16 protein-coding genes and 3 pseudogenes are annotated in these 18,543 nt (G+C 44.4%); 9 read left to right on the top strand and 10 right to left on the bottom strand.

Features of this window, described 5'->3' with window-relative positions; translation table 11 throughout:
• Positions 1 to 190: 190 nt before the first annotated feature.
• The gene (locus tag ABWV76_RS14315; RefSeq protein WP_353376336.1) at positions 191 to 433 is read right to left on the bottom strand and encodes a hypothetical protein; all 243 of its coding nucleotides are present in this window, start codon (positions 431 to 433) and stop codon (positions 191 to 193) included.
• Positions 434 to 542: 109 nt separating this feature from the next.
• Positions 543 to 881: a DUF6559 family protein gene (locus tag ABWV76_RS22035; protein WP_502914808.1), complete on the bottom strand. Its 339-nt coding sequence runs from the start codon at positions 879 to 881 to the stop codon at positions 543 to 545.
• A 739-nt stretch (positions 882 to 1,620) separates the two neighbouring features.
• On the opposite strand from ABWV76_RS22035, the gene tnpA reads away from it, so the two are divergent.
• A complete protein-coding gene (tnpA, locus tag ABWV76_RS14320) occupies positions 1,621 to 1,911 on the top strand; it encodes an IS66 family insertion sequence element accessory protein TnpA (RefSeq protein WP_353376338.1) in 291 nt (96 codons plus the stop codon).
• A 5-nt stretch (positions 1,912 to 1,916) separates the two neighbouring features.
• Positions 1,917 to 2,335 (top strand): annotated as a pseudogene (gene tnpB, locus ABWV76_RS14325) (IS66 family insertion sequence element accessory protein TnpB).
• 519 nt (positions 2,336 to 2,854) lie between these two features.
• On the opposite strand, the gene ABWV76_RS14330 reads toward tnpB, so the two are convergent.
• The 5 genes and pseudogenes from ABWV76_RS14330 to ABWV76_RS22045 all read right to left on the bottom strand — a co-directional run bounded on the left by ABWV76_RS14330 (position 2,855) and on the right by ABWV76_RS22045 (position 7,266).
• Positions 2,855 to 3,370 (bottom strand): MaoC/PaaZ C-terminal domain-containing protein, encoded by a 516-nt coding sequence (locus tag ABWV76_RS14330; protein WP_353376339.1) that lies wholly within the window; start codon positions 3,368 to 3,370, stop codon positions 2,855 to 2,857.
• A gap of 22 nt (positions 3,371 to 3,392) precedes the next feature.
• A complete protein-coding gene (locus tag ABWV76_RS14335) occupies positions 3,393 to 4,241 on the bottom strand; it encodes an HpcH/HpaI aldolase/citrate lyase family protein (protein ID WP_353376340.1) in 849 nt (282 codons plus the stop codon).
• Positions 4,242 to 4,249: 8 nt separating this feature from the next.
• The gene (locus ABWV76_RS14340) at positions 4,250 to 5,563 is read right to left on the bottom strand and encodes an acetyl-CoA hydrolase/transferase family protein (RefSeq protein ID WP_353376341.1); all 1,314 of its coding nucleotides are present in this window, start codon (positions 5,561 to 5,563) and stop codon (positions 4,250 to 4,252) included.
• A gap of 442 nt (positions 5,564 to 6,005) precedes the next feature.
• Positions 6,006 to 6,851 (bottom strand): annotated as a pseudogene (locus ABWV76_RS22040) (FAD-dependent oxidoreductase).
• Positions 6,852 to 6,948: 97 nt separating this feature from the next.
• Complete coding sequence (locus ABWV76_RS22045) at positions 6,949 to 7,266, bottom strand: thioredoxin family protein (RefSeq protein WP_502914809.1); 318 nt, start codon at positions 7,264 to 7,266, stop codon at positions 6,949 to 6,951.
• Positions 7,267 to 7,990: 724 nt separating this feature from the next.
• Here ABWV76_RS22045 and ABWV76_RS14350 point away from each other — a divergent pair.
• A complete protein-coding gene (locus ABWV76_RS14350; RefSeq protein WP_353376343.1) occupies positions 7,991 to 8,872 on the top strand; it encodes an SDR family oxidoreductase in 882 nt (293 codons plus the stop codon).
• Here the strand turns inward: ABWV76_RS14350 and ABWV76_RS14355 are convergent.
• Positions 8,867 to 9,772: a LysR family transcriptional regulator gene (locus tag ABWV76_RS14355; protein ID WP_353376344.1), complete on the bottom strand. Its 906-nt coding sequence runs from the start codon at positions 9,770 to 9,772 to the stop codon at positions 8,867 to 8,869. The genes ABWV76_RS14350 and ABWV76_RS14355 overlap by 6 nt on opposite strands.
• 101 nt (positions 9,773 to 9,873) lie before the next feature.
• On the opposite strand from ABWV76_RS14355, the gene ABWV76_RS14360 reads away from it, so the two are divergent.
• Positions 9,874 to 10,308, top strand: coding sequence for a PACE efflux transporter (locus ABWV76_RS14360; RefSeq protein WP_020413065.1), 435 nt, complete (start codon positions 9,874 to 9,876; stop codon positions 10,306 to 10,308).
• A 173-nt stretch (positions 10,309 to 10,481) separates the two neighbouring features.
• Here ABWV76_RS14360 and ABWV76_RS14365 read toward each other — a convergent pair whose 3' ends face one another.
• Together ABWV76_RS14365 and ABWV76_RS14370 are read right to left on the bottom strand one after the other, a co-directional pair.
• The gene (locus ABWV76_RS14365; protein WP_353376345.1) at positions 10,482 to 10,742 is read right to left on the bottom strand and encodes a hypothetical protein; all 261 of its coding nucleotides are present in this window, start codon (positions 10,740 to 10,742) and stop codon (positions 10,482 to 10,484) included.
• 114 nt (positions 10,743 to 10,856) lie between these two features.
• Positions 10,857 to 11,765 (bottom strand): annotated as a pseudogene (locus ABWV76_RS14370) (IS1595 family transposase).
• Positions 11,766 to 12,355: 590 nt separating this feature from the next.
• On the opposite strand from ABWV76_RS14370, the gene ABWV76_RS14375 reads away from it, so the two are divergent.
• The 5 genes from ABWV76_RS14375 (at position 12,356) to ABWV76_RS14395 (ending at position 18,489) form a co-directional block, all read left to right on the top strand.
• The gene (locus ABWV76_RS14375; protein ID WP_353376347.1) at positions 12,356 to 12,712 is read left to right on the top strand and encodes a hypothetical protein; all 357 of its coding nucleotides are present in this window, start codon (positions 12,356 to 12,358) and stop codon (positions 12,710 to 12,712) included.
• 322 nt (positions 12,713 to 13,034) lie between these two features.
• Positions 13,035 to 13,547 carry a transposase gene (locus ABWV76_RS14380; RefSeq protein ID WP_353376494.1) on the top strand — a complete coding sequence of 171 codons (513 nt, stop codon included), beginning with the start codon at positions 13,035 to 13,037 and terminating at the stop codon, positions 13,545 to 13,547.
• 1,097 nt (positions 13,548 to 14,644) lie between these two features.
• Entirely contained in the window at positions 14,645 to 17,533 is a 2,889-nt protein-coding gene (locus tag ABWV76_RS14385; protein ID WP_353376348.1) for a hypothetical protein, read from the top strand.
• 2 nt (positions 17,534 to 17,535) lie between these two features.
• Positions 17,536 to 17,784 carry a hypothetical protein gene (locus tag ABWV76_RS14390; RefSeq protein WP_353376349.1) on the top strand — a complete coding sequence of 83 codons (249 nt, stop codon included), beginning with the start codon at positions 17,536 to 17,538 and terminating at the stop codon, positions 17,782 to 17,784.
• Between the two features lie 243 nt (positions 17,785 to 18,027).
• A complete protein-coding gene (locus ABWV76_RS14395) occupies positions 18,028 to 18,489 on the top strand; it encodes a hypothetical protein (RefSeq protein WP_353376350.1) in 462 nt (153 codons plus the stop codon).
• Positions 18,490 to 18,543: the final 54 nt, after the last annotated feature.

Consider the following 18,543-nt stretch of genomic DNA (forward strand, 5'->3'; position numbering starts at 1 on the left):
GTGGTCGTTCAGGTCAGGCACCCTAAGGAAGAAGGCCCTACCCCCTCTGTAGCAGTTAAACTTTATTTGGCAACGAGATGCATATCTACACGCTCTGCTCCAGCCTTTTCTTGAGCAAACTGTGCAAAATGTACATAAAGTAAGTCATTCCAAAAAGGCCCGAAGAGCCGTAGCATACTTCTTGTGCTTGTTAGGCACCGGGCTCACCAGAAAGAAGGGAGTACGCTGTGTAGGCTAATCCAGCTAATAACAACCAAAATGACATACTGACAATCACCACCAGAAACCCATTTGGCTCTCTCCCTTTCTTTGTGAAAGGTTTACAAATGAGATTGCCAGGAAAGTGGAACATGACCTCGACAATGATTGTAAATATAGTCTCAACAATAAATCGACCGAGAAACCTAAATACACCACCTATTACTTCTTCCACTAACCCTCTCTCCGAACTCAGGATTTTTGACGCCTAAAGTACTTACGGTAAAATCATATCGAAGCAACGGTTTTTTTACACCGTATGCCTTTTCGTGTTAAATGTGGGCTCAATCCGAACCTCCTGAGTCAGAAAATTCGTTGCTACAATTGGATTCTACTAGGGATGAATCACTTCTATTCATAGAAATCACAACAGAATCAATTTCTTTCCTGGCCTCGATTGAGCTAAGACTTACGCCAGATTCTGTACAATATTTATCAAACTGCTTTTTATCTGACCACATGTATATTGCGTACATTTGATACTTAGTCAGTTTAGGATAGTGGTTTTGAACACTATTAGCCACCTCAGAGACTAAATACTTTCTCTTATTCCCCCAATCATTTGATAATTTACGCCTTAAATCCCTTTTGAAGATCCGTATGGCCTTGCGTTTACTTGACAATTTTAAAAACTACACGATCGGATACCTTTACCGGTTAATTCAAAAGCTACATCTGTATATCATGCTTCTCTCTAATTCCAAAGCTCATATATCCTACAACACAAAAAGATGCAGAGAGTCAAGAAACCACCTTTAACCGATACGTATGTCAAATAAAGATATAGAGCAACCTCTTTATATTTCTGTACTTTCTTTGCTCTGTATATTTTTAGGAAGGCTTTATGAGTCAATGAGTTATTGCTTATCTTCAAGAAATAAGAAAAGCTGCTTTTCAATTCTGATATACAGAACAATGCAAAAACATCTTACTTGCCTATTTTGGGAGATTTATATAAAAAGTCACTCCTACCCTCCCCTGCACCCACCGACTTCCCACCCAAAAAAAGTCACTTAGTTGCCCTACTAAGGAATACCCCCACGGCTTGAGCACCAGTAGAAAGCAATGAGTTTACCCACAAGCCCCGAACTGGCAAAAACCAAAAAATTGTTACGAATTCCTCACACACATTGCTGGAGGTGACGGGAAATTAAGTAAAGTATGCCTCCCACCCCAAATCCCTTGTCGTCCATCGAGGGGTGATCTACGTGCGCGTCAAACATGAACAAAAAGCAGACACGAAGGCCCTGCTGTAGTATCTATTTGATAGATGGTACGTAAGCGGTGCATGAACCACATTATTCAACTTGCTCTGACGGGCTTGCCATGATACCCCCTCCATCAACTTTGGGGGAAGGCCCTATGAATCAGCAGCAGTGGCAAACCCATGTCAGGGCCCACGAGAGAAGCTCTCAATCCAAGCGCGCTTATACCCGTAATCACAACCTAAACCACAGCCAGTTCCTCTACTGGTACCAAAAACTAACTGAACAAACTGCGGTCTCTGATACCTTTGACTTTGTTCCCGTGGATATCAAGTCTTCCACAGCTACTACGGGAAACCGGGATATATTAGAGTTCCCGAATGACATAAAGTTGGTGATTAATAGCCTGGTGTTGTTGGCGCAAATCCCTGACCTTATGGACCTGTAAATACGATGTGGCTACCGTTTAACAGCAAAGTCTGGTTTTACCGTCAGCCGATCGATTTTCGCAAGCAGATGGATGGTATTGTGCTGCTGGTGGCTGATACGTTACACAAAGATCCGACATCCGGTCAGCTCTTTATCTTTCGCAATAAAAAGGCCGATAAATTCGTATGCTCTACTGGGAAGATAAAGGATTCTGGCTCCTTTATAAGCGAAATGAGAAGTCGAGGTTTATCTTTCCTGGCATTTCAAATGATTCCATAGAGTTGTCGATTTCACAGCTACAGTGTCTGCTTTCTGGGTTGGACTTTACTCAACAAAAAGAACCAGAAAAACTCTATTTTTCATGCTTTTCCGTTGAGGATTATGAGGCGCTGCTACCCTGGAATATCCAACTTGATAAAGTTGGGATGGCCGCAGCCGCATGATATAACGGCGCTGTCCGCAAGAAGGTGGACCTCTGTCGAATGCCACCATATTTGTCTGTTGATAGCACAACCCTTTAAGGTGTCCATGACTTGGCATTCAGCGGTGCTAGCCCGGCACTTTAAATAAAACCCTCACCTACGATCTGGTAAGATCGCTTACTTTATGATTGATGGGCGGTAAAGAAAGATGGTGAGTGGCTAGACCCTGCGCATGCATAAGCTGATTCTATAGTACCATTGGTTTTGAGGCATACCTGTCGCTTCTTTGTAGGCTAGGCAGGGGCTTGGTGGAGTGGCCCTTGTTTCTGGTTTTTTGTTCGATAGGCTGGAGGGGCTTCAGTGCAGATAGCCGTTAAGTACACAGCACATGCGGCCTTCAAGGTTCGCACTACAGAGTTTTAGTGCGATTGGCATCCTGCGTTGCGACTTATGGAAAGGTCTAGATATTCCTACAAAGCTTTGTCTTGATTGTGAGCAGCTCTGAAAGTAATTGAAATTACGGCGTTATTAATAGGCCCCCTAAATGCCGTAATTTGGTGAGTGTCCTTTCTTGTACACCAATACTGTTCTCAGAAAACTCATAAATAGTTCACCATCTTGATTGAAGCCACGAGTTTCAACCGTCACTATTCCCTGAGTAGGGCGGGAACGTGATTCCCGTTTAGATAGGATTTCACTCTCAGCGTAGATGGTGTCCCCCTCAAAAACGGGTTTTAGTAGCTTTACCTTATCCCATTCTAAATTAGCTACTACCTTCTTACTGATAGTGTTTACGGTCATTCCAGTTACAATCGCCAGGGTTAGAGTGCTATCTACTAGCGGTAACTTCCATTCAGTGTTTTGTGCATAGTGTGCGTCAAAATGCAATTGTGCCGTATTCATTGTAAGTAACGTCATCCAGGTATTGTCTGTTCGAGTCAATGTCCTACCTGGACGATGCTCAATGATCATACCCTCTGTGAAGTCTTCGAAGTAAAATCCAAAGTCTTCCCGATAGCGGTTATCGTTGATTTTTTTATAGGGTTGGAATTGCATGACTACCATTTCCCTTACGGCTTCAGTTTAATTTGTTGAAGATAGAGATGATTTGTTTTGCTTTGGAATAGACAGGTACATCAATCATCTCACCCTGGTATTGACAGGTCTTGCCCTTTGAATTGTTATAAATCTCTACGATTTTTTCTGCTTTTTCATACTCTTCTTGAGTAGGCTTGAAAGAAGACTTGATTGCTGAGATTTGTTTGGGGTGGATAGCGGCTTTGCCATTGAATCCCATTGCCTTAACGATATTCAGCTCTTTCAGTAGCCCACCTTCATTATTGAAATCAAAATAAGGTGAGTCATAGCAGGCCAGATTCTTTGTCGCTGATGCTTCTACGATTTTACTGCGAGCAGAACTCAGGGCGTTAATGGAGTTATCACAGTTCAGGTCGTTGGCGTAGTCTGCAGCACCAAACATCAAGGCCTGCAGTTTATGTGGGCTGTTATTAACAATATTGTGGACGTTAATTGTTCCATTGGCTGTTTCGATTAAGGCAATTATTGCTAAGTCCTCATAAGTTTGAGAGAGAAGTTCACTAAGCTGCTGAATATCATTAGGGGACTCTGTCTTGGGGTAAAGTACAGCATCGATCTGTAATTTGGCTCTAGTAATAGCAAGTATGTCTTTTAGCCCTTCATTGCTTGTTAGGTGGTTGATTCGAATAATATTGGCTGTGGTGTGGCTGGTGTTCTTGGAAAGATATTGAAATGCATTGTCTCGGGCTAATTGCTTGTCACTTTTGGGTACACTATCTTCGAGATCAATAATAACGGCACTGGCTTCTACTTCTGCGGCTTTCTGAAAAAGATTGGGTTTATTACCTGGCGTGAAAAGCAGTGCAGGATGAATGTGTAGGTTGATCATAGGGTTAGTTAGATAAAATTGTGCTCTTTAGCTTCTTTTAGCAGGCTTTCCCTAAAGTCTGGGTGTGCAATATTAATTAGGGCATGGGTACGTTCTGTGGTTGATTTCCCCATCAGCTGGCAGCAGCCGTATTCAGTAACTACATAATCAACATCAAGCCTGGAATCTGTTGTGATTGTATTTAATCGCGGTACCACTCGAGAAATTTTTCCGCCCTTTGCTGTAGAACTGCTTGCCAATATGGTCTTACCGTTTTTCGAGTAATAGACACCTCTAATGAAATCCAGTTGTCCACCCACTCCTGAGAATTGATGGTCAGTGAACTCTGCGTTTACCTGACCAGCGAAATCGATCTCAATAAAGGAGTTGACCGAGATCATGTTGTCAATAAGGGCAATAGTCTGTGGTTCATTGACGTAAGAGACTGGGAGGCAGGCCATTGAAGGATTTTCATCAATAAAGTCATACAGTACCCTGTCACCTATTGCAAAGGTGAAAACATTGAGATGGGTATTAAGCGTTTTTCGTGAATTATTAACAGCGCCAGATTTGATCAGGTTTATCATGCCCGAGGTGATAACCTCAGTATGTATCCCAAGATCTTTCTTACCAACCAATTGCTCACATACTGCATTGGGAACACCACCAATCCCCATTTGAATGGTGGAACCATCAGGTATTAGTGGCGCAATATAGTCGCTTATCTTTTTATCCAGTTCAGAGGTTTCTCTTTGTGGCTCTTCGATTAATGGGGTGTCGTTTTCTATGATTGCATCCACTTCGTTAATATGAAGTAATGTTTGCCCAGAAGTTCTCGGCATATTTTTATTGACTTCAACAATCAATCGCTCCGCGTGCCTGGATAGCTCAATCGCATAATCCCCGCTAGTGCCAAAATTGAAGTATCCATATTTATCCATTGGGGATACGGTAACGAGAAAGGCATCCAAATTAACTTGCTTTTTAATGATTTCAGGGTAGCGACTGAAGGAAATAGGCACATAGTTAATATATTTTTTACCCTCAGCGAAACCTTTCTTGGCGAGCTTGACCTCGTCTTTGGTGAGCATGGACGAAAAAGGTCTAACGCGGTCTAGTAAATCTTCCTGAAAAATGGTTTTCATTGCGATGCCACCGCAGCGCATGTAGTACACCTTAAGCTTCTTTATGTCGTCTGCTCGAACTCGATTTTCTAAAGCTTTTAGTAAGGCCGGTGGCGTGGCTACACGCATGCCCATAGAGATGATACTTTCGCTGGGTATTGCGGATATGGCATTATCGGCTGTGGTCAATTTTCTATGATATTGGGCTTCGTAGTTCATAATACGCTAAATTCACCGTTATCTTAGTTGTCTTCTCTCTCGGCCCTTAGGCGCTTTATGGCCTACTATCACTGAACTTAAAATAGATTATTTTTCCAGTTTCGATAGTGAAGTATGGGCTTCGATAGTATTCTCAGCTAATACTAGGGTTTCTCTATAGTGGTTGTTTTATATTGTCGTGATTTGTTGCTATTTATTGAGAAATTGAAAGGTTATTTACGGCGATAATGTTTAAGCCCCGCAGGCCAAAATGAACAGGGAGTGTCGGTGGGATAAAGGAGAGGTTGCGAGGCAGGAAGAGAACTAAAGAATCCCATTGACCTTGACTACAAATTCTTAAGAGGGCTGGAATGGCGGCATATTTCGTGCAGTACATAAGTAAAAAAGGCCGGTCTAAGACCGGCCTTGAGAAGTACCTATTTTTATTCCACTGAGGAGCGGATCAGGTAATTAAACGCGCCCAATGCTCCTGTGGCACCTGCGCCCTGGCATCGCCGGCAGCGTAGACCCCGGGTACAGATGTTGCGCCACGCTCGTTGATAACGATCTCTCCCATGCGATTCATTTCAACATCGGTTTCCTTGAGAAACTCTGTATTGGGTACCAACCCAATTTGCACAAAGATTCCTGCCAGATCGAGTTTTTTATTTTTTCCAGATTCACGATCGGTGTAGGCGAGTCCATTTACCTAGTTACCATCGCCTAGGACTTCAGTGGTTTGCGAGTTGACGATAATGTTATCCATCTGCTGAGCTTTGCGCACTAAAACGTCATCTGCTCGCAGCTTGTCGGCAAATTCCAATACGGTGACATACTCGACAATTCCGGCCAGGTCGATGGCAGCCTCAATACCGGAGTTACCACCGCCAATTACCGCTAGACGCCAGCCTTTAAAGAAAGGACCGTCGCAGTGGGGGCAGTAGGCCACGCCCTTAGTGCAGTATTCCGCTTCACCCGGCACGCCGAGTTCTCTACAGCGGGCTCCTGTGGCCAGTATGATTGAGCGACTGGATAGGGTAGCGCCGCTTTGCAGTTCTATATCCACCAGCTCGTTGCGCTGTAAATTGGCTGCACGTTGGTCGGTAATAATATCTACGCCGTACTCTTTAACGTGTTGTTCCAGACTGGCTGAAAGCTTCGGGCCCTCGGTGTAAGGGACTGAGATAAAGTTTTCGATACCCACGGTATCCATCACCTGTCCGCCAAAGCGCTCAGCCACGAGGCCTGTTCGAATACCCTTGCGTGCGGCATAAATGGCTGCTGCAGCACCGGCGGGTCCACCACCCACTACCCACTACCCACTACCCACTACCCACTACCCACTACCCACTACCCACTACCCACTACCCACTACCCACTACCCACTACCCACTACCCACTACCCACTACCAGCAAGTGTAAGGGGCTTTTTCATTGAGTTCTTCAGTTTTGCGTTCTGCGGCGCCGCTATCCAGTTTACTGACGATTTCTTCCAGAGACATTCTCCCCTGGTCGAAGTGTTCGCCGTTCAGGTAGACCGCTGGTACTGCCATGACAATGCGCTGCTCAACTTCATCCTGGAATAGGCCGCCGTCGATCATCTCGTGGGTGATGTTGGGGTTGAGGGTAGCCATCAGGTTCAGTGCTTGAACCACATCCGGGCAGTTCTGGCAGGAAAGCGATATATAAGTTTCAGAATGAAATTCGCCTTTTAGATTGCGCACCTACTCAAGTAGTTCTGGGTTCGCCTTGGAGGGATGGCCGCCCGCTTGCCTAAAACCGCAGATAAACAAACATGTTGACTTTAAGGACAAAACAGACACAAACCAGACAATTGGAACTCCTGTCTCAATCAAATTTCTAGGCGTAAAGGGACATCAGCCAAAGATAGGCATCCCCCCCCTCAAACCCCTCCACATTCGCCGCGAGGAGATCTATGTACGTATTGAAGAGGAGTGAAAAGTAGGCAACAGAAGGAGATTAGCCAAGGAAGGAGGCCCGCCAGCGCTTCCCGATTAAGGTTTAACTTGACTAGACGGCAAGGTGCGTCAAGCTTCAATTTTCGCACCAATACTATGCTAAGTCGCGCTTACCATGCGCCTGCTTAAGCGACTTTTTGGGTGCAGGTTGTAAATAGGTAGAAATATTAAATTGAATGTCCTATATCGGTTGATACCCCTATCCAGAATTGGATGGCCATACTCTCAGACGGCGGTTTCAGAAAATACAAAGTCGATGCAGACGATACTTCAATAATCTGCACAAATAAACAGTCAGTCATAAGCCACCCTAGGTTAATTACCCCATACATCATGTTCGGTCGCTTAGATACATTTATGCAATGAAACCTGCTGTAGTATCTATTTGATAGATGGTACATAACTGTAAGATTTTTTAGATCTTGAGCAAAGTATGGGCTACCTCATTCATTGCTCTAAAGGTTGAACCATGCAGAAAACTATTACGATTATTGGCGCCACAGGCCAGTTAGGTCGCAAGGTAGCGCGAAAACTGGATAGTAAAGGTGTCCAGGTAACTGCGGTAGTAAGGGATGCCGCTAGCGCTCGCACTATCCTTCCAAAGAGTATCCAGCTTATCGAAGCAGATGTCTCGGACAAAGAGAGCTTGGTCTCGGCACTGGCTGGTACCAAAACGCTTTATATAACCCTGAATACTACGTCACTTGACCCTAGCTTACCCTTTCACACAGAACGTGAAGGAGTGATTAATATCGTTGAGGCTGCAAAGGTCACTGATGTAAAACACATTATGCAGATTGCAGGTATTGATTATCTACACCCGGAATTTGCGGACAAGGGTCTCGAGTACAAGACCAATGTAATCCGTATACCAGGCATAGAGGCCATTAAAAATTCGGGCATTAATTTCACTTTCTTCTTCTGTTCGTTCTTCCTGGATTCTTTCCCCACATTCATCGAGAACGGCCAATTTGCGATTATCGGTGACCATGTTCATCCTATCTATTACACCAATACAACAGATCTGGCAGAGATGATCGGTAATGCTATCGGGAATGAGATGGCTTACAACCAAAGTTTTTCGGTTCAGGGTACTGAGGGGATGTCTTTACCTGAAGCAGCCAAGAAGTTTGTCGAAGGCTATTCTCCGGGAACAGAAATTGTCCTCCACCCTATCGCCACCATTGCAGAAATGGGACTGCCCGAAGAACAGGCAGTATTCATGGAGCATATGCTGACTTATGTAGAACAACTAAAGGAGCAACCGGTAAGTCAAAAAACCTGGCAGGTGCTAGGTAAGCCGAAAACGACCATCACAGATTTTGCCCGAGACCTGTCGAGCACTTCATAACGCCTGATCCTTATTCAGTATTGCGTCCTCTGTGCTCAGCCGCTTCATCAAGTCAGTGGCAGCGGGACCCAGTGGACGCTTGCTGGACCAGATGATATCTACACCGTGTGACAGCTCCTTCTCTTGCTCAAATACCAGGGGGAGCTGTATCAGTTTTTTCGCCGCTATTCCCTTTGCAGCCACGTGTAGAGGTAATACCGCCCAGCCCAATTTGGCCTCGACAAGGTCAAGCGCATCATCGACCCGTGACACACTCCACACGTCTGGAGACACCAGCCAGCGAGTTTGGCTGGATATCTCAAACTCCTGCAATAAGATTTGTCGGTATTGTTTCAGGTCTTCCCAGGTAACTTCAGTGAGTCTCGCAATCGGGTGATCCACGCAGGCGATGCCTGTAAGCTTCAGATGGCCCAGGGCTCTGAAATCGCATCCAGCGGGCACTTCATCCAGCTGTGTGATAATCCCGAGTTGGGCTACCCCTCCTTCAACCCAGGTCTGTACATCCTGAACACTTCCCGCTCTGAGCGTGATCTGAACATGTGGATATTTGGTCTCAAACTCTCGAAAGAGTCCACCCAGGTTTTTAATACGCACATGTTGGGCAATAGCTAACGTCAACCGGGCCTCGACATCCAGAGACAACCCCTGAGCGATCGCCATCAAACGCTCCCGTTGCTCAATAAGATTCCGTGCGCGTTCCAGCAATGACTCACCAGCGTCCGTCAATCGAGGGTATCGGTGACTTCGATCAAATAAGTTGACCCCCAAGTCAACTTCCAGATTCGATACCAATGAGCTGATTACCGACTGCGCCTTTCCGCATTTACGTGCAGCCGCTGAAAACGAGCCAGCCTGCTCGGTAGCTACAAATGCTTCCAGTTGTTCAATAGAAACTGCCATACATTCAATCTATCTGTATAAGGTATAGTATCTAACTTATTCCATCTAAATTAACTGTATATCATTCAAGCATATTTTCTCAAGCAGAGTGAGTATGGTTGATGACTTATTCATTGAAGAATCGTTTAGTGCAGGCTATTTCCTACGAGTTTTTCCTGTTGCTCACGAGTGGCTTGCTGGTTGTGCCAGTACTTGGGCTGGAGGTACACCAGTCACTGGCAATTGCAGCTGGACTATCACTGTTTGCGCTGGTCTGGAATATGGTTTTCAATCACGCCTTTGACTGGTACTTATTGAATATACGTAAAAACCCGGAGAAGACATTTATCGTTAGAGCCATACATGCGTTATTGTTTGAGGGGGGTATGTTAGTACTGACGTTGCCAATAATCGCGTGGAGCTTTAATCTGACTATCCTAGAAGCATTTATGCTTGAGATAGTCATGGTGATTTACATCGTGATATATACCTATGTATTCAACTATTGGTTCGATAAGCTGCATAGCTCGTTTCGAGTTACTGAACACAAACGTTAAAGGTCTTCTCCACTTTCTGTTTTAGGTGAAATGTAAGACCAGTTAAAATACACAATGCCGTAATCACCCAACGGGGGGTCAGGTACATGCTTTTACTATGTGTTTAGCTCAATACCGATACACCTCAAATTTGTTAACAGTTCTTTATATTGATCGGACTTGGAGGATAAGTATTATAACTTACGATGCCTTTTAACTTCCCAATTACCAATGACAGAGTCAATTTTTGCACCGGATGCCGATGGTTCATCGTCAAAACCAAACTCAAAGCCGCAGCTACATATTTGAAAAGAGCCACTACCATCCTCTAAGTAAGCAGGAGATCCCAGCTCAGGACTACCACATACAGGACAATGCCAATATCCATTGGCATGCTTGAACATGGTAGCTTTTTCACCATTTCTAAATGTGACATCTTTTATGATCTTACCCATCAACGACGAACACTCTCTTAAGCGATAAACTACGCATTGAAGCATATATCTCAATAAAAGTACTAAAGGAGGCCTGCCCCCTACTTTCTCTATAAAGGTTTACCTAATTACCACTTATGCTAAGCCAATTTTTAGCAACCTTTCCGGCATCGGTGGAGTCCGAAGAGAGACGTAAACCACGTCTTGGAATGAGTGCCGATAAATCAAACCTTCGATTAAAGCGATATTGAAATTCTGCCAAATAGCACTGTGCATATTTCGGCCTAATAGCATGGTAAGTACTACGCCGCGCACTCTTTAAATCATCAAGTACCATATTTACCCAATAGAACTCAGGCTCTTCAACAGAAGCTCGGCCACCACCACAAACACTTTTTTCATGCACACAACCGGCCTCCTTAATGGCATTGAAGCATGGAAAGCCATCTGAGATGACTGTGCTGCCACTACAAAGGGAATTTTTACTCCAGATTGAAATTTCACTGCTTTTGAAGCCCATAATAATTGAGAGCTTAATACGGGTTGGATGTCCCTCCTTGGTTGTTTCAACGGCAGCTACAAAGGAAGTTTTACCCTTGGCTCCGCGCCCCGGCTTGCATCCAGCACGCTCACCACCGAGATAGGCATCATCCAGTTCAATAAAACCGAACAGTTTGTATCGCTGGTCCCGCTCCATCATCACTTGCATGAGTTTCTGCTTCATACGCCATGCTGCGTTGTAAGAGATACCCAGATATCGAGATCGCTCCAAACAGGAAACACCCTTCTTATCTTGAGTAATCAGGAAGATACCGAGAAACCAGGTGGTGAGGGAAAGCTTCGTGGAGTCAAAAATCGTACGGGAGGTAATCGATGTCTGACGTCGACACTGGTTACACTGCTTAGGCTTACGATAAGCGAGGTCGCTATGCTTGTCATATCCGCAGTAAGGACAACTAAAGCCATTGGGCCAACGCCATCACGACAGCGCATCGAAGCACTGTTCCTCGCTGCCGTACATGTTGAGGAATTGGTCAAACCAATCCCCTTCTGAAACTATACCTTGTTGCGAGCCATGGTGTATTCCCTTGCAGATCAACGAGATAACTGTATTTATATAGAGCTAGGCTTAACTTAGCAAGAGTGGTAATTAGGAAATCCTTTATTTTAAACGCTGTACCATCTTCTTTAACTAGCTTAAGCAAAAAGGTCAGCCTTTTATCATTTAACTTGGTCTCTAGACATGAAATAAATCAGTCAAACTCACCATTAAAGCCACCATCCTTAAAAACCTTTGCCCCAAACTCCTTATGTTTCGCATTCCCTATTGATGATACAAAATTAATTTCCCCCATAGACGCCCTTCATTAAACTCAATTTCTTCATCAAAGGTTGCAAAGTGCTTTTGTGAATTTTTTTCATAGATAGTTAAATTATTCTTGTTGCAAATATAGTTATAAACCACTTCTATACTGAAAAATACAGGAGAGTCATGTGTAACCTAATCTAAACCAGGATTATACTTTTCTTTATTTAAAAATACTTCGGACAGTTTTAAGAGGTGAAATGGGTAGAAACCATGGACAGGTATGGAAAAATAAGGTCCTCAGATCAAATTGACGCAGTACCTGCCTATGGAAAACGGAGTTAAAGCTATTTTCGTTCGAATGTCCAATGTCAAAAAACCACGGAGAAATTTCATACTCACGCTATTTACTGTACTGATGGTTTTTCAGGGGAAGGCGACATTTCTAAACATGGAGCGATACCGTTTAGCCAGTGAAAAGCGCTATCGTCGATGGTCTCGTCGGAATTTTGACTTCGTTAAGTTCAATGCAGAATTATTTATGCAGACATTCCCAAACAACGATGAATGTGTGGCGGCTATAGATGCTAGTTTTATCAATAAACCAGGAAAACAACAGAGGAAGTTGGCTGGTATTACAATGGTGGTACCGGAGCCTCACAACGTGGCCTTGAAATCTCTATAATCAGCATCACTGACCTGAAGTCGAATACTGCCTATGCCATGGATGCCCAGCAGACAATAGACGAAGAAGGCCGATCCTGAATTGAGCTATATGCTAACCATGCCGTCAAACTTGCACCAACACTCCTTGATCTCGGCATTAAGTATCCTGCTGCAGATACCTAGTATAGCAAGGTGAAATTTGGTTCGACCAACATTCCAACGGAGTTGCACATCGTTGGCAAGTTGCGATCTGATGCAAACCTGCTATGGCTATATGAAGGCGTTTACAGCGGCACTGGACGCCCCAAAAATACGATGGAAAAGTTGACTTTATAGCTGGCCTGAACCGTTTTGATCATGTTGGCGCTCTGAATGATACGACTGAGGTTTATACAAAGGCTGTCTATGCAAGTTTTTTGAAAAGAGTCATTCGCGTTGTGATGCCGAGGTCTACTAACGGCGACAAAGATGGGCATGCACCGCTGTATTCGACAGACACAGAGCTAGATGCAATGAAACTGATCGCCTATTACAAGTCAAGATTTCAAATAGAGTTTTTGTCCTGGGATGCCAAACAGTACACAGGTCTAACCCACTGCCAGTCAACTCGAAAAGAAGCTATCAGTCTACAAGTAAATGCAACACTGACAGCCCTAAATTTACTGAAAGCTGAGGACAGAAAAGCGAAGAAAACGGATAAAGCAACGGTTATTTCAATTGCCAGCTGGAAGCGCCGCAAGCGTAATCAGTACCTTATGAATAGACTTTTTGGCGAGTTAGATCTGGACCAAAGTTGTGGAAAAGTTGCCAACATTTACGAACGGTATAGTGACTACAGCACTATAGTTGCGTAAAACTGCCCGAAGTAATGTTGGGATATAACACCCAACAATTAATCTATAAATTAATATATGATTTTTTAATATATCAGCGAAGGGTACTAATCCTCAGTAAAGAATGCTGGTAGTATCGGCTAAGGCTGTGAAAATATCTGTAGGTTGGCGTTATATATAACCACCAAGGTATCAAATGTTTTTAAGGGGTAAAAATCATATCGAGACAGCTTTTATGCGGCTGTAAATATCGCCTATGAGGTGATGAACGTTAATTTGATGTTTGTGCACCGCTATGGCGAAAGTTGTGTTCTGTTAATTTCGGATAATAGAATATGAGTGAAAAGCATGGAGCAAAAAGTTTTGCCGGCGCCTTATCAGAAGAGTTAACGGAAATTTGCCAAGGATTATACTTAATTTCAGCGCCACCAGAGAACCGCCCTTATATTGGCGAGCAGTCACTGTGGGTATACTTTTTACTTTCACCACCCTCTTTAATTCTTGCCCAGCATAGCTCCCAACATTCGCCAAAACATGCGAAAGTTACACTCGAACACACTTGGAATGAAATGTCAGGTTGGTATATTTTTATAGGCGTAGAAGTGAGTCAACAAGAAGCGTCCGTCTTTATCGAGAAAGCTAAAACCTGTTTTCCTGACCTCACCGGTACTATACAACCTGAACATGCACTTGTATGGCTGCAAAATCAATCGTTACCGGAGGATATACCGGCTATCAGTGTACTAAACACAGGGTTTAATTTTCAAGTACGATTCTCTGAAAACTTATATTGGTCGCAACTTAAATTAGAGTTTATAGCAGGAAGTGAGGTTGAGCTCATTGGGGTGGAAGAAGGCTCTCCTGTTCTGAGGTTTTCGTTACAGGGAACTATATCACCATTACGGCTACTTCATTACGATTCAGATAATGAGCTCTATATTGCGTGGCCGAATCTACTCCTCACACGTTCGACGATACAGCTGTACTTTTCTGGACCGGCTGCCGGTAGCTTGAATTTTCTATTTGGATTGAGTAATTGCCACCTGCGCGAACTAGTAGCCGCAACTGGCTGTCATTTTAAATATATCCCTGAAATATCCTCGAATGGCAGGAAATCCGTGTCGAATGAAATCCAATTTCCTATGTTCGATTTTACAGATGTAAAAGGAACAGTCGGTTTTGATTTTTGGTTAAACCCTGTTCTTCCAACGAACTTCTTCGCTACACGCCTACAGTTGGATGTCGCAAATCGTTGTGGTAATACGGAATGGGCGAGAGAAGCCCAAGCCATTGCTTCAAGCTATTTTTTTACTACCGAAGGTGCTCCGGTAAAATTATCACCCTATGATCCGGGTACAGTTTTACCCGTCAACGGCGAAATCGGTGCTGGATTTGGCTTTTCAAAAATGCAGGATCAAGATATAAGTGGCTTGCCCACTCACTTCCCCAGCAACTTATATCTTTCTCCCGTAGGGATTTTTATACTTGAAAATATAGAAGCTGATGGCAAGAACTCGATGATAGAGCTTATGCCCGGGCTTTATTCACAGGAATTCCTGCGAATTCCTGAGGGAACTAAAATACAGTTTATCAACGATCAGCCTGCCTATGCGCCATCATTCTCGGTTAGCGGATCTCCATCTGACTCACCACCCAGTAATTTGGATTTGCTTCAGAATGACTACACAACATCCTGGATGCAGGTACTGACAGAAGAAGGGCACTACTTTGGCGAGCCTAGCTCTGGAAGCTTTTTTGTTGAACAGGATGGTGGCCCCTTTTCAAATAGCGTCGATGCTCGCCTGGCAACTTTATTTAACAGTACCGAATTCCCCTGTGTGCCATTGGGCGGTATTTTCTCCACCACTTCCCCTTTAAACAGCGAACAAATCAGTCGCTTTGAGGCGACCATTCTCAGCAGTGCCCGTCATGGTCAATTGACTTTACATTCTGCAGGGCCGGTATTTTCCCCTGGGGACAGTCTGCTGGGTTCGTCAAGTATGTTTAGTTCTACTACGCCCCAGGGGCTGCTAATTGAGCTCAATGGCGATGGTAGTTGGAACAAAGTGGTGCTGGCCAAGCAGCCAGCTATGCTGAATGCCGACCCTCCGATTCCGGAGACCCAGCTGCAGTTTTTATCCTATGGCTCCCCTCCAAAATTCCCTGCAGACCTGTCGCTGATACTGACACAAAATCAGCTTTTTTTTATCGTAACTGAGCCCTCTGAATGCTGGAGCTTTGACTCGACGATTTTTCTCAGTGGTTTTCAATTTGAGCTGGGTTTTGATAGTGAAAATCCGGACGCACAGCTCATTATGATTTTTAAGTTTAATACTACAGCCAGTGTCGCAGAGCTGGTTGCTAATCCGGGGCTATGGACCGCTGCAGAGCATTATAATAGTGATCCAGAGGCGACCTCAGCACTGATCGATGACTATATTAACTTTGCTCAGCAACGGGTGCCCGGCGATCCTTTCGAGCACTTTAATAATCTGGTGAATGATCCGGCCTGGACGGGAGTACTATTTCTCAACATAGGCATTAATGGCAATGGTATGCCGGCAGATTTACAAATGCTCCTGGGAGGTGTTAATGGCCCCCTACGTGCTCATCACTTGGGTATTCAGGGCAACATGATGGATGTTGAGGCCAAGTCTGGGAAATTAGAGATCGATCAATCGTCCTTGTTTGGAGTTATATTTTATAACGGCGATGGTCAGCCTTCGAACCCTGACTTGTATGATACACCAGTAGATTACGAAACAGAAACACTGGTGGTTGTGTTTCGTAATTCCAGTATTACGCAGTTTAATACCAGCGTTGGACTTACCCTCAATCAATTGATGGGTAGAGATGTTCAATTGATCGATCCCCCTGTTGGTTACAAACCGAACACCTTGAGTATCAAAGGGCAGTATCAGGCCGGTAGCGACGGTGTCGGCCGGATGACATTTATTAGTGAGCAGGAGTTTGTATACGAATTTTTGGTAAATGATCCCAATATCGATCCGGTAGTGCCCAACGTAAGAGTGTTGGAGAAAGTAGTATTTAATCAGGCAAATCTGGTACCGGTGAGCAGCGAGCCGGTACCAGAAAAAGGTACAACCGAGGTCAGTGCGCGCTTCAGTTTAAGTGGTGCCTTGTGGTTTTGTCCCAACCCGTTCCCAGACAGTGATCAGCTGGATTTATTTTCTTATGGGAGCATGGGTGACTCCGGTGTAGGTTTGGCAATCTCAAATCTTTCCGTAGATGTAGATTTTACTCTTAGTGAAGTGGGTATAACGGTGCCTGATAGTAAACAGGTCACTCTGGACCTGACGGCTATGACTGCAGATCCGAGTACTGATGCCATTCGCCCTAATAGTCTGCTGTTCAGCATTCCGCTAAAATTCAGCCGCTTTATTGTTGGCGAAGAAGAAGCAATTAATACCACCAATACCGGATCTACCGCTGTGAATATCTTGCAGCTGGAATCCAACCCAATCAATGCGGATTCACTTGTACAGCCAGCATTGCTGGATTCTCCCGGCCAAGCTGCTAGTCCGCCCTGCACTTACATTACCAGCGCGCCGAGATATGCTTTGGAGTACGACATGTTACTCGGTTCGCTCGGCGCTCTTGGTGCGGATGCCAAGCTGGAAGCTAAGCTTCTTTTGGCCTGGGGGCCTTCATCCACCATACCGGATAACGACGCCGCCGCACTTTTTATCCAATTGCCACAGTTATCCGCCGGTGCAGGTGGTTTTGAACTCGAAGGTGTACTGAAGACAGCATTTGGTGATGCCAACCTGCTTAAAGTCGACCTGGAAAACGGCAGTCAAACCGTGTATGCCATGTTGTTCAATAATGTTCAATTGAGCGCTTTTGGTTACAGTTTCCCCCCGGGGGTAATGGTCGACTTCACGGTTTTTGCGGGAACAACAACACCGGAAACACCGGAGCATGTCATTCCCACCTATGCTAATAATTTGGCATGGTTTTTATCAGTTAAACCGGAGAATGATTAATCATGAGTTCCTCTAGCAAAATCGTCGACGATCTAATGCTATGGCTCAATCAAACCTACTGCTTGTCATTACCACTACTGCCGCTGACAGGTTGGCCAGCTGCTGTTGTTACCCTGTGGAATAAAGTGGTCGATTGGCTGCCCGGAGAAGGCCCACCCCCGCAGACTGTGGTAGTGGAAGGTACCTGGAAACCTTTTGGGAGTGGTAACTTTGAATTTGAAGAACTGAGGATCAATATTTACAGAGATTAGCCTGCTTGCGTAGTGGCAAATCACTATTAACTTAGTCAACTAACCAGTTAGTAGATTAATGCGGTACAAGGATGTGCTGCCCTTGGCTATAAATCGATGCGAGTCTGTGAATTAGTCGCATATCTGCATCGGCATTTAGCGGGCGACAATGTAATAGATAAAAATTCATTAATTTTATTGCCCGATTTATAAATTGAAAATTTTTGTAACAAGCAATAAGCAAAAACTTAAAAGGTAAACGCTATGAATACTCCCGCTCTCAGGGCTAATAACGCACCTACAGGTGTTACTCTCAGTGCTACTCTCGATATTAATGGCAGTAAAGTTCCAATTAGCAGTCAGGATCTCAGCAAGATAACAACAAAGGATCTGAAATTTAGCCTTACTCAGCCTGTGGTAATCGGTAGTATCGAGGATTTCATCAATTGGCTTAACGATAAGTTTCCTTCAAGTATTAAGTTCGAGACTTTAGATAGAGCGATCAAAGATATTCCCGTTGAAAATATTCAAAAAGCGTTAGAGAAATTACTCACGGCACCAATATCGGTGACCGCATTATCTATAGACACTGCTAGTGAGTACTATGCTTTCGCTGTCACTATGTCCATGGAAGACGACCCAATTGAAATATTTTCCGGGCTTCAGTTAGATTCTATCGGGGTGGGAATCGCTTCTGGTGAAGAGCCTCCAGATGGCGATGGCTAGGATTGCTCACTAAACGGATCAACACTTAAAATTCCCAACCGGTCTCGAATTTCA

Source organism: Microbulbifer sp. NBRC 101763 (assembly GCF_040371615.1).
GTDB lineage: Bacteria > Pseudomonadota > Gammaproteobacteria > Pseudomonadales > Cellvibrionaceae > Microbulbifer > Microbulbifer variabilis.

Coding starts and splice junctions, on each gene's coding strand:
- tnpA (WP_353376338.1), top strand. CDS start 1,621: ATGAATCAGCAGCAGTGGCAAACCCATGTCAGGGCCCACGAGAGAAGC.
- ABWV76_RS14330 (WP_353376339.1), bottom strand. CDS start 3,370: ATGCAATTCCAACCCTATAAAAAAATCAACGATAACCGCTATCGGGAA.
- ABWV76_RS14335 (WP_353376340.1), bottom strand. CDS start 4,241: ATGATCAACCTACACATTCATCCTGCACTGCTTTTCACGCCAGGTAAT.
- ABWV76_RS14340 (WP_353376341.1), bottom strand. CDS start 5,563: ATGAACTACGAAGCCCAATATCATAGAAAATTGACCACAGCCGATAAT.
- ABWV76_RS14350 (WP_353376343.1), top strand. CDS start 7,991: ATGCAGAAAACTATTACGATTATTGGCGCCACAGGCCAGTTAGGTCGC.
- ABWV76_RS14355 (WP_353376344.1), bottom strand. CDS start 9,772: ATGGCAGTTTCTATTGAACAACTGGAAGCATTTGTAGCTACCGAGCAG.
- ABWV76_RS14360 (WP_020413065.1), top strand. CDS start 9,874: ATGACTTATTCATTGAAGAATCGTTTAGTGCAGGCTATTTCCTACGAG.
- ABWV76_RS14365 (WP_353376345.1), bottom strand. CDS start 10,742: ATGGGTAAGATCATAAAAGATGTCACATTTAGAAATGGTGAAAAAGCT.
- ABWV76_RS14375 (WP_353376347.1), top strand. CDS start 12,356: ATGGAAAACGGAGTTAAAGCTATTTTCGTTCGAATGTCCAATGTCAAA.
- ABWV76_RS14390 (WP_353376349.1), top strand. CDS start 17,536: ATGAGTTCCTCTAGCAAAATCGTCGACGATCTAATGCTATGGCTCAAT.
- ABWV76_RS14395 (WP_353376350.1), top strand. CDS start 18,028: ATGAATACTCCCGCTCTCAGGGCTAATAACGCACCTACAGGTGTTACT.